The organism is Bradyrhizobium sp. 23AC (assembly GCF_054863025.1).
Map to the genome: position 1 here is coordinate 322,816 of NZ_JAVAYN010000008.1, position 14,563 is coordinate 337,378.

Annotated in this window: 10 protein-coding genes; 5 read left to right on the forward strand and 5 right to left on the reverse strand. The window is 66.2% G+C overall.

Features of this window, described 5'->3' with window-relative positions:
• Window positions 1-60: 60 nt before the first annotated feature.
• Genes RAD10_RS21545 through RAD10_RS21565 form a run of 5 tightly spaced genes read left to right on the forward strand, consistent with a single transcriptional unit; the run spans window position 61 to window position 6,029 of the window.
• Window positions 61-537 carry a formate dehydrogenase subunit gamma gene (locus RAD10_RS21545; protein ID WP_461619161.1) on the forward strand — a complete coding sequence of 159 codons (477 nt, stop codon included), beginning with the start codon at window positions 61-63 and terminating at the stop codon, window positions 535-537.
• Window positions 534-2,090: a formate dehydrogenase beta subunit gene (locus tag RAD10_RS21550; protein WP_461619162.1), complete on the forward strand. Its 1,557-nt coding sequence runs from the start codon at window positions 534-536 to the stop codon at window positions 2,088-2,090. The genes RAD10_RS21545 and RAD10_RS21550 overlap by 4 nt, the downstream gene beginning before the upstream one ends.
• 10 nt (window positions 2,091-2,100) lie before the next feature.
• Complete coding sequence (gene fdhF / locus RAD10_RS21555; RefSeq protein ID WP_461619163.1) at window positions 2,101-4,974, forward strand: formate dehydrogenase subunit alpha; 2,874 nt, start codon at window positions 2,101-2,103, stop codon at window positions 4,972-4,974.
• A gap of 4 nt (window positions 4,975-4,978) precedes the next feature.
• Entirely contained in the window at window positions 4,979-5,806 is an 828-nt protein-coding gene (gene fdhD / locus RAD10_RS21560) for a formate dehydrogenase accessory sulfurtransferase FdhD (RefSeq protein ID WP_461619164.1), read from the forward strand.
• Window positions 5,796-6,029, forward strand: coding sequence for a formate dehydrogenase subunit delta (locus tag RAD10_RS21565; protein ID WP_458182230.1), 234 nt, complete (start codon window positions 5,796-5,798; stop codon window positions 6,027-6,029). Before fdhD ends, RAD10_RS21565 begins: the two co-directional genes overlap by 11 nt.
• Here RAD10_RS21565 and RAD10_RS21570 read toward each other — a convergent pair.
• The 5 genes from RAD10_RS21570 to RAD10_RS21590 all read right to left on the reverse strand — a co-directional run bounded on the left by RAD10_RS21570 (window position 6,004) and on the right by RAD10_RS21590 (window position 14,512).
• On the reverse strand, window positions 6,004-8,973 hold the full coding sequence (locus RAD10_RS21570; protein ID WP_461619165.1) for a bifunctional [glutamine synthetase] adenylyltransferase/[glutamine synthetase]-adenylyl-L-tyrosine phosphorylase: 2,970 nt from the start codon (window positions 8,971-8,973) through the stop codon (window positions 6,004-6,006). The two genes, RAD10_RS21565 and RAD10_RS21570, sit on opposite strands and share 26 nt — an antisense overlap.
• Window positions 8,970-10,430, reverse strand: a complete 1,461-nt coding sequence (locus RAD10_RS21575) for a sensor histidine kinase (protein WP_091953079.1) — start codon at window positions 10,428-10,430, stop codon at window positions 8,970-8,972. Before RAD10_RS21575 ends, RAD10_RS21570 begins: the two co-directional genes overlap by 4 nt.
• Window positions 10,414-11,094 carry a response regulator transcription factor gene (locus tag RAD10_RS21580; RefSeq protein ID WP_461619166.1) on the reverse strand — a complete coding sequence of 227 codons (681 nt, stop codon included), beginning with the start codon at window positions 11,092-11,094 and terminating at the stop codon, window positions 10,414-10,416. The genes RAD10_RS21575 and RAD10_RS21580 overlap by 17 nt, the downstream gene beginning before the upstream one ends.
• Window positions 11,095-11,368: 274 nt before the next feature.
• Entirely contained in the window at window positions 11,369-12,946 is a 1,578-nt protein-coding gene (locus RAD10_RS21585) for a Do family serine endopeptidase (RefSeq protein ID WP_038970595.1), read from the reverse strand.
• Window positions 12,947-13,168: 222 nt separating this feature from the next.
• Window positions 13,169-14,512 carry a methyl-accepting chemotaxis protein gene (locus RAD10_RS21590; RefSeq protein WP_461619167.1) on the reverse strand — a complete coding sequence of 448 codons (1,344 nt, stop codon included), beginning with the start codon at window positions 14,510-14,512 and terminating at the stop codon, window positions 13,169-13,171.
• Window positions 14,513-14,563: the final 51 nt, after the last annotated feature.

The following is a 14,563-nucleotide window of genomic DNA, read 5'->3' on the forward strand; positions in this document are numbered from 1 at the left end:
TGATCTTCGAACGATTCCAACTAGTTTGCACCAAGGAAACGCTCTGGTTGAGAACGAAGAATGACAGCGGTTTTTGAGCCTTGGAACGAGTCGCGCGGCGCCGAAATCATCGCCGAACACGCCAACCAGGAGGGCGCGACGCTGGTCATCCTGCATGCGCTTCAGGAGGCGTTCGGCTACGTGCCGGAGGCGGCCATTCCCATGGTGGCGCAAGCGCTCAACCTGTCGCGCGCCGAAGTCCACGGCGTATTCACGTTCTATCATGATTTCCGCCACAAGCCGGCTGGCCGCCATGTGCTGAAGCTTTGCCGCGCGGAGGCCTGTCAGGCCGCCGGCGGCGATGCATTGGCGGCGCGCGCCGAAGCAAAGCTCGGCGTGTCGCTCGGCAGCACCACGGCCGACGATCGCGTCACGCTGGAGCCGATCTACTGCCTCGGCCTGTGCGCGACCGCACCGTCCGCGATGCTCGACGGCCGCCTCATCGGCAGGCTCGATCAGAAGCGCCTCGATGCGTTGATTGTGGAGGCACAGCGATGAGCTTGCGTCTGTTCGTCTCACGTGACGCCGGTGCGATCGCCGTCGGCGCCGACGAAGTCGCTCTGGCGCTGGAGCAGACAGCAGCCGGGCGCGGCATCACAGTCGAGATCGTCAGGACCGGTTCGCGCGGCATGTACTGGCTGGAGCCCCTGGTCGAGGTGGCGACGCCACAGGGCCGGATCGCCTTCGGTCCGGTTACTGAAGCCGATGTGCCCTCCCTGCTCGACGCGCTCGCGAGCAACACGCCGCATCTGCTGCGGCTGGGGGCGACCGACGAGCTCCCCTGGCTCAAGCGTCAGACCCGCCTCACCTTCGCCCGCTGCGGCGTGATCGATCCGCGCTCGCTCGACGACTACCGCGCGCACGCCGGCTACAAGGGACTGGAGCGCGCCCTGTCGCTTGGCTCCGACGCCATCCTCAACGAAGTCACGGCCTCGGGCTTGCGCGGCCGCGGCGGCGCCGGCTTTCCGACCGGCATCAAATGGAAGACGGTCACGCAGGCCAAAGCCGACCGCAAGTTCATCGTCTGCAACGCCGACGAAGGCGACAGCGGCACCTTCGCCGACCGCATGATCATGGAAGGCGATCCCTTCCTGGTGATCGAGGGCATGACCATCGCCGGCATCACCGTCGGCGCGACCAAGGGCTACATCTACATCCGCAGCGAATATCCGCATGCGGTGGAAGCGATGAACGCTGCGATCCAGGCTGCGAAGCGCGGCGGTTATCTCGGCGACAAGATCGGCGGATCCATCCACAGCTTCGACCTCGAAGTCCGGGTCGGCGCCGGTGCTTACGTCTGCGGCGAGGAAACTTCGCTGCTGGAGAGCCTCGAAGGCCGCCGCGGTATCGTGCGTGCAAAACCTCCGCTGCCGGCGCATCACGGCCTGTTCGGCAAGCCGACCGTCATCAACAACGTGCTGTCGTTCGCCGCCGTCCCCTTCATCCTCGCCGAAGGCGCCAAGGCCTACGCGGACTACGGCATGGGCCGTTCGCGCGGCACGATGCCGATCCAGCTTGCCGGCAACATCCGCCAGGGCGGGCTGTTCGAGACCGCCTTCGGCGTGACGCTCGGCGAGCTCGTCGACGACATCGGCGGCGGCACGTTCACGGGCCGGCCGGTCCGCGCCGTGCAGGTCGGCGGTCCGCTCGGCGCCTATTTCCCTCGTGCCCTGTTCGACACGCCATTCGACTACGAGGCCTTCGCCGCGCGCGACGGCCTGATCGGCCACGGCGGCATCGTCGTGTTCGACGACAGCGTCGACATGCGCAAGCAAGCGCGCTTCGCGATGGAGTTCTGCGCCGTCGAATCCTGCGGCAAGTGCACGCCCTGCCGGATCGGCTCGACTCGCGGCGTCGAGACCATCGAGAAGATCATCAACGGCGAGCGCGTCAGCGAAAACCTCGCGCTGGTCGAAGACCTCTGCAACACCATGAAATTCGGCTCGCTCTGCGCGCTCGGCGGCTTCACGCCCTACCCCGTGCTCAGCGCATTGAAGCACTTCCGGGAAGATTTCGCCCCCGTGCCGACCACGCTTCAGGCCGCGGAATAGGAGAACGACAATGTCTCTGATCGAAGAAATCGACTTCGGCACGCCGGCTTCCAAATCGGAAACGATGGTGACGCTGACCATCGACGGCAATGAGATCACGGTGCCCGAGGGCACCTCGATCATGCGGGCCGCGATGGACGCGGGCCACCAGATCCCAAAGCTCTGCGCCACCGACATGATCGACGCGTTCGGCTCCTGCCGTCTCTGCCTCGTCGAGATCGAGGGCCGCGCCGGCACACCGGCGTCCTGCACCACGCCGGTGATGCCCGGCCTCGTCGTTCACACCCAGAGCGAGCGGCTGAAGAAGCTGCGCAAGGGCGTGATGGAGCTCTACATCTCCGATCATCCGCTCGACTGCCTCACCTGCGGCGCCAACGGCGATTGCGAGTTGCAGGACATGGCGGGCGCGGTCGGCCTGCGCGACGTGCGCTACGGCTATGAAGGCGAGAACCACGTCTTCGCCAAATCGGACGGTTGCTCCAACGACAATTGGATGCCGAAGGACGAGTCCAATCCCTATTTCACCTACGACCCTTCCAAATGCATCGTCTGCTCGCGCTGCGTCCGCGCCTGCGAGGAGGTGCAAGGCACCTTCGCGCTGACCATCTCCGGCCGTGGCTTCGACAGCCGCGTCTCGCCGGGCATGAGCGAGAGCTTCCTCGGCTCGGAATGCGTCTCCTGCGGCGCCTGTGTGCAGGCCTGCCCAACTGCAACGCTGACCGAAAAGTCGGTGATCGAGATCGGCCAGCCCGAGCACTCCGTCGTCACCACCTGCGCCTATTGCGGCGTCGGCTGCACCTTCAAGGCCGAGATGCGCGGCGAGGAAGTCGTGCGCATGGTGCCCTACAAGGACGGCAAGGCCAATCGCGGCCATTCCTGCGTCAAGGGCCGCTTCGCCTGGGGCTACACCAACCACAAGGAACGCATTCTCAACCCCATGATCCGCGAGCGGATCGAGGACCCCTGGCGTGAAGTCTCCTGGGACGAGGCGTTCTCGTTCGCCGCAGCCAGGATGCGCGGCATCCAGCAGAAGTACGGCCGCGACTCCATCGGCGGCATCACCTCGTCCCGCTGCACCAATGAAGAAACCTATCTGGTGCAGAAGCTGATCCGTGCCGGGTTCGGCAACAACAACGTCGACACCTGCGCACGCGTCTGCCATTCCCCGACCGGTTATGGTCTTTCGGTCACCTTCGGTACCTCGGCCGGCACACAGGACTTCGATTCGGTCGAAAATACCGATGTCGCCTTGATCATCGGCGCCAATCCGGCCTCGGCTCATCCCGTCTTCGCCTCTCGCCTGAAGAAGCGGCTGCGCCAGGGTGCCAAGCTGATCGTGATCGATCCGCGCCGCACCGAGATGGTGGAATCGCCGCACGTGAAGGCGCTGCATCTGCCGTTGATGCCCGGCACCAACGTCGCCGTCGTGACGGCGCTGGCGCATGTCATCGTCACCGAGGGTCTCGTCAACGAGGCCTTCGTACGCGAGCGCTGCGACTGGGCCGAGTTCGAGGAATGGGCCGCCTTCGTCGCGCAACCGAAGCACAGCCCGGAATCGACCGCGATCCTCACCGGCGTCGACCCGATGGTCCTGCGTGAAGCGGCCCGCATCTACGCCACCGGCGGCAATGGCGCGATCTACTACGGCCTCGGCGTCACCGAGCACAGCCAGGGTTCGACCACGGTGATCGCGATCGCCAACCTTGCGATGGCAACCGGCAATATCGGCCGTCCCGGCGTCGGCGTGAACCCGCTGCGCGGCCAGAACAACGTTCAGGGCTCCTGCGACATGGGCTCGTTCCCGCACGAGCTGCCGGGCTATCGCCACATCTCGGGCGACGCCGTGCGCGACCAGTTCGAGGCGCTGTGGAACGTCAAGCTCAACCCGGAGCCGGGCCTGCGCATTCCCAACATGTTCGATGCCGCGATCGAAGGCACGTTCATGGGCATCTACGTCCAGGGCGAGGACATCCTCCAGTCCGATCCCAACACCAAGCACGTGGTGGCGGCTCTGTCGGCGATGGAATGCGTCATCGTCCACGACCTCTTCCTCAACGAGACCGCGAACTACGCCCACGTCTTCCTGCCCGGCTCGAGCTTCCTCGAGAAGGACGGCACCTTCACCAACGCCGAACGCCGCATTCAGCGCGTGCGCAAGGTGATGACGCCGAAGAACGGCATGGCGGACTGGGAGGTCACCATCGCCCTCGCCAAGGCCATGGGCCTCGAGATGAACTACAGCCATCCGTCCGAGATCATGGACGAGATCGCGGCGCTGACGCCGACCTTCGCCGGCGTCTCCTACGCCAGGCTCGACGAGCTCGGATCGGTGCAGTGGCCGTGCAACGAGAAGGCGCCGGAGGGCACGCCGGTGATGCATATCGGCGGCTTCGTCCGCGGCAAGGGCAAATTCGTCGTCACCGAATATGTCGCGACCGACGAACGCACCGGCCCGCGCTTCCCGCTGCTGCTCACGACGGGACGCATCCTCAGCCAGTACAATGTCGGCGCGCAGACAAGGCGCACCGAGAACGTGGTCTGGCACGCCGAGGATCGCCTCGAGATCCATCCGCACGACGCCGAGCTGCGCGGCGTGCGCGACGGCGACTGGGTGCGGTTGCAGAGCCGCGCCGGCGAGACCACGCTGCGCGCGGAGATCACCGACCGCGTCGCGCCCGGCGTCGTCTACACCACCTTCCATCACCCGGACACGCAGGCCAACGTGATCACGACCGACTATTCGGACTGGGCGACCAACTGTCCCGAATACAAGGTCACGGCGGTGCAGATCTCGCCGTCGAACGGCCCATCCGACTGGCAGAAGAGCTATGACGAGCAGGCGCGGCACTCGCGCCGCATCGCGCCGGCCGAGGCGGCGGAGTAACCGCATGCATGTAGCTGTCCAGGCGATCGATCGCGGAATCTGGCGTAACGGCGTCGCGTCCGAAGGAACGCGGTTCATCCCGGAGGAGACGCCGCTGGCGCTGACCTATAATGGCGGCACCTATGCCGTCATGATGGGCACGCCGCAGAACCTGGAAGATTTTGCCGTCGGCTTCAGTCTCGACGAAGGCATCATCAAGTCGGTCGACGACATCAAGTCACTCGACGTGGTTCGCCTCGACGACGGCATCGAGCTCAGGATGTGGCTAACAGCGGAAGATGCCGCACTCATCAGCGAGCGCCGTCGCCACGTCGCGGGCCCCACCGGCTGCGGCATCTGCGGCATCGAGTCCATCGCCGAGGCCGTGCGCCCCGCAGCGGTCGTGCCGCACGGGCAGAGCTTCACGCCGGAAGAAATCATGACGGCGATGCAGGCCATCGCGCCGCTGCAATCGATCAATCTGCAGACCCGTGCCGTTCACGCCGCCGCGTTCTGGTCCCCTGCCGGCCACATCGTCGCGCTGCGCGAGGATGTCGGACGCCACAACGCGCTGGATAAGCTCGCGGGCGCGCTGGCGCGCAGCCGCACGGATGCAAACGGCGGCATGGTGCTGCTGACGAGCCGCGTCTCGGTCGAGATGGTGCAGAAGACCGCCGCGATCGGCGCGCCGGTGATGGTCGCGGTTTCCGCGCCGACCGCGCTTGCGGTCCGCACCGCGGAAGCCGCCGGCATCACGCTGATCGCCATTGCCCGCCAGGACGGGTTCGAAGTGTTTTCGCATGGTGGCCGGATCGTCGCCCACCATGCCACGGAGGTTGCCGATGTCGCCTGACCGCCTGATCTACATGGCCAACCAGATCGGCAAGTTCTTCCAGAGCCAGGGCCACGACAAGGCCGTGCCGGGGATCGCCGAGCATATCAAGAAGTTCTGGGATCCCCGGATGAAGCGCGCGATCTTCGCTCATCTCGATGCCGGCGGCGCGGGCCTGGAGCCGAACGTCCGCGAGGCCCTCACCTCGCTGAAGCAGGCTACGCCCCTTCCAGCAGCGCCCTGAACACGCGCCGTACCTCGCCCTGCGTCTCCTTCACGCGTGCCTCCAGCGACGAGAAGTCCGGCGCATCGCCGGCGCGCGCCATGACGCGCTGCAGATCCGTGCCGGCGGTTTCCGGCTTGAAGCGGTCGCTGACGCAAAGCCGCAGGATCTGCGTCAGATCGTGATACAGCCGCGCCGCGGCACGTAATATCTCGGTCTCGGATTGCGCGAGCACGCCGAGCCTGCAAGCATTTTCCAGCACCTGCATCGTACTGACGTCGAGGATCTCGGGCTTGTGGTGAGCGTGCACGAGCTGGAGATACTGCGCGATGAAGTCGATGTCGATCATGCCGCCGGCGGCATATTTGAGATCCCAGTAGTCGGTCTCGCCCTTCTCCTGCGCGATCGCCCGCCGCATGTCGGCGACGTCGTTGGCGATGATCACGCGATCCCGGCGGCGGGTCAGGACATCGCGGATGACGCGCTCGATCCGTTCCCGGAATTGGGGCGAAGCCGACACCACACGCGCGCGCGTCAGCGCCATGTGCTCCCAGGTCCATGCCTCGTTGGCCTGGTAGTCCGCGAACGAGACGAGGCTCGAGGCCACGGGGCCGGCGCGCCCCGACGGACGCAGCCGCATGTCGATCTCGTAGAGCACGCCGTAATTGGTGCGCGTCGTGAACGCGCTGATCAGGCGCTGGGTGAAGCGGGCGAAATAGTGCGCCCCCTGAAGCGACTTCGCTCCGTCCGAGTCCGGACTGTCGCTGTCGAAATCGTAGAGCAGGATCAGGTCGAGATCGGACGACGCCGTCATCTCGCGGCTGCCGAGCCGACCCATCGCGATGATCGCGGTCTCCTGCGCCTTGATCCGGCCGTGCTGGGCGGCGAAGCGATCGGCGACGAGACCGTGCACGGTATGGACGATGCCCTCGGCGACGTCGGCAAAGGCCGTGCCGGCATGCTGCGCCGAGACGGTGCCGGACAGGATGCGCGTGCCGATCAGGAACAGGCTCTCCTGCCCGAACAGGCGCAGCCGGTCGAGGAACTCTTCGTACGAGCCGGCGTCATGCACCGTGGTCGCGAGCCGTCCCGACAATTCCTGCCTGTCCGGCATGGCGCCGAAGAAGCGCGGATCGATCAGGCCGTCCATGAGCTGCGGCTGCCGCGCCAGCATCTCGCCGAGCCGGGGCGCAGCGCCGAGCACCAGCGCCACCAGCGCGACGAGCTCGCGGTTCTGGCCGAGCAGCGTGATCAGCCGGCCGCCGCGCTGCAGCGCCCCAAGGAATTGATCGAACGCCACCACGGCGCGATCCGGCTCCTCGGCATGGGCGAGACCGTCGATCAGGGCGGGCACGAACTCGACGAAGGCGCTGCGCGTCGCCTCATTGCGGAACACGCGATAGTCGCCGGTGATCCAGTCGCGCACCGTCTGCGCGACGGCGGCCGGCTTCTTGAACCCGAGCGCCGCCAGGTGCTGGAGCAGGCGCGGATCGTCGGGGCCTGCGCTGTAGTCGAGCGCGGGCAGCTTGGCCGAGCCGGTCGGATCGTCGCCCTCGAACAGTTTTTCGTAGTGTCCCTGCACGATCTTGAGCTGCCGCAGCAGCTCGCCCGCGAAGGCCTCGCGATCCGCATAGCCGAAGAAGCGCGCAAAACGCTCGACCGCGTCCTTGTCCTCGGGCAGCGCGTGGGTCTGCTCGTCGGCGATCATCTGGAGGCGATGCTCGACCCGGCGCAGGAATTCATACGCAACGGTCAGCTCGTCGCGCGCTGCTGGGGTGATCCAGTTGCTGGACGCGAGAATGTCGAGCGCTCTCAGCGTCGGCCGCACCCGCAATTCCGGATGACGGCCGCCGGCAATCAATTGCTGGGTCTGCGCGAAGAACTCGATCTCGCGGATGCCGCCGCGACCGACTTTGACATTGTGCCCTTCCACCGCGACCTCGCTCTGGCCGCGATAGGTCTGCATCTGCCGCTTCATGTCGTGGACGTCGGCGAGCGCGGCGAAATCGAGATGCTTGCGCCAGACGAAGGGCGCGATCTCGGCGAGCAATGCCTCGCCCGCGCTGGAATCGCCGGCGCAGGCACGCGCCTTGATCATCGCCGCGCGCTCCCAGGTGCGCCCTTCCCGCTCGTAGTAATTCAGCGCGGCGTCCCTGGAGATCGCGACCTGCGTCGAGGACGGATCGGGCCTCAGGCGCAGATCGACGCGGAAGACGTAGCCGTCATAGGTGCGCTGCTGGAGGATGCGCGCCATCCCCTGCGTGACCCGGACGAAGAACGGCTGCGGCTCGATGTCCGCTGCCAGCGTCGTCGCGTCGGGATCGAAGAACACGATGAGATCGATATCGCTGGAATAGTTCAGCTCGCCCGCACCCATCTTGCCCATGGCGAGCACGATCAGCCCGCAGCCTTCCTCGGGCGCCTCGGGATTGGGCGGCGAGATCTTGCCACGTGCGGCTTCCTGCCGCAGCAGGTACTGGAGCGCCGCCTGCACCGAGGACACCGCGACATCGGTCAGCGCCGCCGTCACCCGCATGACCGGCCAGACCCCGCCAATGTCGCACAAGGCGGTCAGGAGTGCGGCCTCAGCCTTCATGCGGCGGAGCAGTCGCATCACCTCGGCCTCGTCAGGGGCTGCGAGCACCGCGCCTCTCGCCTCCGCGATGAGTGCCGATAGGTGCGCATCCGGATCGCATTCGAGGAGCCGGATCAGGCGCAAGGCATCGGCGCGCACCAGATCGAACAGATAGGGCGAGAATTCCGCGATCCCGGCCAGGATGTTCCGGGCGAAGGGCTGCGCCAGCAGCGTGTCGAGACGCGCCGATTGGGCCGGCTCAAGCTCGGACAGCCAGCTTTCAAGACGTCGTTCGTCGGTTGTGGAAGCGGCAATATGGGGAGCCTCCGCAAAGCGCGCGGCCAGCCTCTCACCATGCTTGTCCGCGTTTCCCGGCGCGGAGTGGTTCATGCCACCTTCTGTGGCACATCCGGTATTGGCGGAGCAACCCTGTCGCCGGCCCCGGCGCGCGCGGGCAGCACCAGCGTGGCGACGAGACCGGGCTGGGCATCGCCCAATTTCAACTCACCGCCGTGCAATGTCGCAACCGCAGAAGCGAGGCTGAGACCGAGGCCGGAGCCCGGCAGCGTGCGGCTCGCTTCCAGGCGCACGAATCGTTCGACAGCATGCGCGCGGTCGGCCTCGGGGATGCCGGGACCGCGATCGGTGACGCTGAGCAGCACCTTGTCGCCGTCGCGTCTGGCCTCGATCGTGATCGGCCTCGCGTCCATGCTGACCACGGTTCCGCCGGTCTGCGCGACCGGCTTGCCGTATTTGATCGCATTCTCGACCAGATTGGCGAGCGCCTGGCTGATCAACTCGCGATTGGCGTGAACCGGTGTCGGCTCGGCCTTGACCTTCAAGGTCATGCCGTCGTCCTCGGCCAGTGGCTCGTAGAGCTCGTGGATGCCGTTTGCGACATCGGCCGCATCGAAATCATCCATGTTGCCGCGCGCCTGTCCGGACTCCGCGCGCGCGATCATCAGCAGCGCGTTGAAGGTGCGAATCAGACCGTCGGATTCCTCGATGGTCCGCTCCAGCGCCGCACGGTAATCGGCTTCGCAGCCCGATTTCGCCAGCGCCTCCTCGGCGCGGTTGCGCAAGCGCGTCAGCGGCGTCTTGAGGTCGTGGGCGATGTTGTCGGAGACTTCCTTCAAGCCAGCCATCAGCGCCTCGATCCGCTCCAGCATGGCATTGAGATTTTCCGCGAGGCGGTCGAGCTCGTCGCCGCTACGCCCCACCGGTAGACGCCCGCTGAGATCGCCGGTCATGATGCGCTGCGCGGTCCCGGTCATCGCGTCGATGCGCCTCAGCACGCGGCGCGCGACGAAGATGCCGCCGCCGAGACCGAGCACGACGACGATCAGGATCGACCATTGCGCCGCCTTGGCGACGATGCCGAACAGGCGACGCCGCTCGGCGAGGTCGCGGCCGATCAGAAGCCGGAAGCCATTTTCCAGTTCGGTGACGCGCACGAGCGCACGATGGTCGCGGTCATCGGCGTCCTCGATGCGCCGGTAGGCGGTCTCCGACCAGCCGCGTGTCGCCATCACGCCCGGCGCCAGCGAGCCGACATTGCCGGCGATTGCCTGCCCTGTCGGCGTCGTCACGAGATAGAGGTTGGCGCCCGGGCGCAGCGCCCGATATTCGATCGCAAGCACCAGGCCGCGCAGGCCGCGACGGCCGTAGATTTCGGAGATCTCCGAGGTCTCGGCATTGACCGTCTGCGTGATTTCCTCGGTGATCAGCCGCCGCGTATTCCAGGCGAAATAGGCCAGCAGCGAGGCCGCGAACATCGCGAACAGCAGCAGATAGACCAGCGTCAGCCGGAACGCCGTGGTGCGGACGAGTTTACCGAATGCCGTCACGGATCATGTACCCGGCGCCGCGGATCGTGTGCAGCAGCGGCCGCTCAAAGCCCTTGTCGATCTTGGAGCGCAGCCGCGAAATGTGCACGTCGATCACGTTGGTCTGCGGATCGAAATGATAGTCCCAGACGTTCTCGAGCAGCATGGTGCGCGTCACCACCTGGCCGGCATGCTTCATCAGATATTCGAGCAGGCGGAATTCGCGCGGCTGCAGCGTCAACTCGTCCTTGCCGCGGACGACGCGATGGGAGAGCCGGTCGAGCTCGAGATCGCCGACGCGGTAGAGCGTGTCCTCGGCAGGTCCCCCGCGGCGGCGCGACAGCACCTCGACCCGGGCCAGCAGCTCGGCGAAGGAATAGGGCTTTGGCAGATAGTCGTCGCCGCCGGCGCGCAGGCCCTTGATGCGGTCGTCGACCTGTCCGAGCGCGGACAGAATCAGCACCGGCGTGGTGTTGTCCTGGTCGCGCAGTGCACCGATCAGCGACAGGCCGTCGCGCTTGGGCAGCATGCGGTCGACCACCAGCACGTCGTAATCGCCGTTCTCGGCCATGGCGAGGCCTTCCTCGCCGTCGGCGGCGTGGTCGGCAATGTGTCCGACTTCGCGAAACGCCTTCACGAGATAGTCGGCGGATTCGCGGTCGTCTTCAATGATGAGGAGGCGCATCGTGCGTTCGGCGGCGGTCAAGGAGGTCAACCTTCTCTAAACATGGCGCGAGCGGCAATCGCATGCAAGCCGAGTGGGAGACTCTGGCATCGAGAAAAAGGCGGGCGGTGAAGCTGGGGGGACCTCACCGCCCTAGGCCTTCCGACGGAGGGGGGCGTAATTCCACCGGAAGGTAGAGAGGGGAAGCGAACGTTGCGCTGCTTCCCCGAAGGGCGCCGTCGGCGGGGGCGACTGATGCCGGCGACACCCTTCATCTCGTAGGCCTCCTGAAGTCTTAACCCTTGGCGAGGGGCACCGCGACGAAGCGCGACTGGCCGCCGCTCTTCACGCGCATCAGGACGCTGTTCTTGTTGTCGGTCCGCGCCATGTTGATGGCGTCGCGGACTTCGCCGGCGGTGGCCACGCTCTTGCCGCCGACTTCGAGAATCACGTCGCCTTCCTTGAAGCCGCGCTCGGCCGCGGCGCTCTTCGGATCGACCTCGGTGACCACGACGCCTTCCTTGCCGGCGCCGGCCACCGAATTGGCGGGGGCAACGGTCATGCCGAGCTTGGGCACGTCGGTGCCCTTGCTCGCACCCTTGCCGCTGTCATTGTCGTTGTCGGCCTTGGCCTCGACCGTATTCGGCAGCTGGCCAAGCGTCATGTTCACGACCTTGTCCTGCCCCTTGTGCAGCACGTTGAGCTTCACGGTCGCGCCGGGCGCCATGCCACCGATGGTGCGGGCAAGCTCGCGGGCGTCCTTGACGGACTCGCCGTTGACCGCGGTGATCACGTCACCGGACTCGATGCCAGCCTTCGCAGCCGGACCGTTCGCTTGCGGTTCCGCCACCAGCGCGCCTTCGGCCTTCTTCATACCGAGGCTGTCGGCGATGTCGGAGGTGACCGGCTGAATCTGCACGCCGATCCAGCCGCGGCTGACCGAGCCCTTGTCCTTGAGCTGGGCGACCACGCTCTTGACGGTGCTCGCCGGAATCGAGAACGCGATGCCGACGCTGCCGCCGGAGGGCGAGTAGATCGCGGTGTTGACGCCCATCACCTCGCCGTTGGTGTCGAAAGCGGGACCGCCGGAATTGCCCTTGTTCACGGGCGCGTCGATCTGGATGAAATCGTCATACGGACCGTTGCCGATGTCGCGGCCGCTCGCCGAGACGATGCCGGCGGTCACGGTGCCGCCGAGGCCGAAGGGATTGCCGACCGCGAGCACCCAGTCGCCGATCCGCGGCTTGGCGTCAGCGAGCTTGGCGAACGGGAAGTTCGAGCTGCCCTCGACCTTGATCAAAGCGAGGTCGGTGCGCTGGTCGGTGCCGATCACCTTGGCGGTGTAGGTCTTGCCGTCGTCGGTGGTGACCTCGACCTTGTCGGCGCCGTCGACCACGTGGTTGTTGGTCACGGCAAAGCCGTCGGCCGAGATGAAGAAGCCGGAGCCCTGGCCCTGCACGACGCGGCCACGCCCGCCCTTCAGGCCCGGGAAACCATCCGGACCGCCGAAGCGGCGGAAGAAGCGCTCCATCGGCGAGCCCGGCTGGAATGGCGAGGAGGAATCATCGCCGTCGTCGTTGCTCGCGGTCTTCTCCTTGATGTTGACCTTCACCGAGATCACCGACGGCTTCACACGCTCGACGATGTCGGCGAAACCGACCGGGCGTTCGACCTTGCGGACCTCGTTGTTGACTTGCGCATGCGCCGGGCTCGAGAACAGGTCGGCCGGCGAAGTCGAGGGGCTGAAGCCATAGACGGCCGCGCCGAGACCGGCGACGACCGAGGCCATCAGCGCGAACTTGCGCGCGGAAAACACCGACCGGCGCGGCTGCCGGTAGGACGGAAGGTTCGAGAGGTCGGGACGGTCGGTCATGCGGAGATCTCCAGGGCCTTGAAATCCATTTGGTGCCCGATGGCGGCACCTTACGGTCCTGAAGATGGGGGCTCCCGCCTTACCGTGCGCTGGCGGCGGGGTTAAACTTTTGTAATGAAGGGGCGGGTCCGATGCGGCAGTTTAGCGCACACCGAAAATTGTGGCCTCACAGGAACTTAACCGAGTTCCCGTGACCGGCGTCGCAAGCGCGTTCTGGCGCGCTCAGCTTGCCCTGACGCTGACGATGAACTCGTCGACCTCGCGCTTCAGGGTCGCGGCCTGCTGCGACAGGTCGACCGCGGAATCCCGCGCCTCGGCGGCCATGCGGCCGGTCTGCGCGGAGGTCGAGGTGATCTGGACGATATGGTTGGAGACGTCGAGGGTTCCGTGCGCGGCGTTCTGGGCGCTGCGCGTGATCTCCTGCGTGGCGTTACGCTGCTGGGCGGTATCGACCTCGATGCCGGACATGATGGACGAGATCTCCGACAGCGTCTTGGAAATGCCGTCGATCGCGCCGCGCGTCTCCGCGGTGATGCCCTGAATGCTGGCGACATGAGAGGTGATCTCCTCCGTCGCCTTGCTGGTCTGATGCGCCAGATTCTTCACCTCGGAGGCAACCACCGCAAACCCCTTGCCGGCCTCCCCTGCCCGCGCCGCCTCGATGGTGGCGTTCAGCGCCAGCAGATTGGTCTGCGATGCGATCGCCTGCACGAGCTGCACGACCTCGCCGATCTTGTCGGCGGCATCCGATAGCGTGTGGATGGTGTCGCGGCTCTTCTCCGCCTGGGACGCTGCGCCCTCGGCGCGCTGGGTCGCGTCGGTGACGCGGCGGCTGATCGTGCCGATCGAGTTCGTCATCTCCTCGGCAGAACCTGCGACCGTCTGCACGCTGGCGCTGGCCTGGCTCGCCGCGCTCGCGACCGCATTGGCCTTGGTGCTGGTGTCGTTGGCGGTCCGCGACAGCGTCTCGGCGTTGCTCTTCAGGTGCACGGCCGATGAGGCCACGCTGTCGACGACGCTGGCGACGAGTTCGTTGAAGCGCTTGATCCGGTCGTCCAGGAATTTCGATCGCTCGGCCTGGTGCTGGGCTTCGCGCAGCTGCTGCTCGGTGAGGTGGCGCCGCTCGAGCCCGTTGGTCTTGAAGACCTCCAGCGCACCGGCGAGCAGGCCGATCTCGTTGGTGCGGCCGAGCCCCGGAACCGATGTCTGGAATTTCTGGTCGGCGACCTCGCGCATGGCATGCACGATCGCGGCCAGCGGACTGAGGATGCCGTTGCGCACGGCGAACCAGGTGGTGAGGCAGATTGCGACGGCGACGACGGCGATCACGCCGCAGGCCATCAGGAAATAGGAGAACGCGGTCTGCGCCTGCTGGTAGATCTGCATGGCATGGTCGCGCGCGGGGCCGCTCAGCGCGGCGAAGTCCGCCGACAGGCTGGTGATCTCGTTGTTGAGATAGAGCACCGCGATGAAGCCGGTGCCGCCGCCGATGCCCAGCAGAAACAATAATGCAGCGACGACGGCGCCGACCAGGAAGCGGATCGTCAGATTGCTGTTCGCGAACATCGGGGGACTCAAAGGCTGGAATCGAATCTTGCGACAAGCTTCCAGACAAAG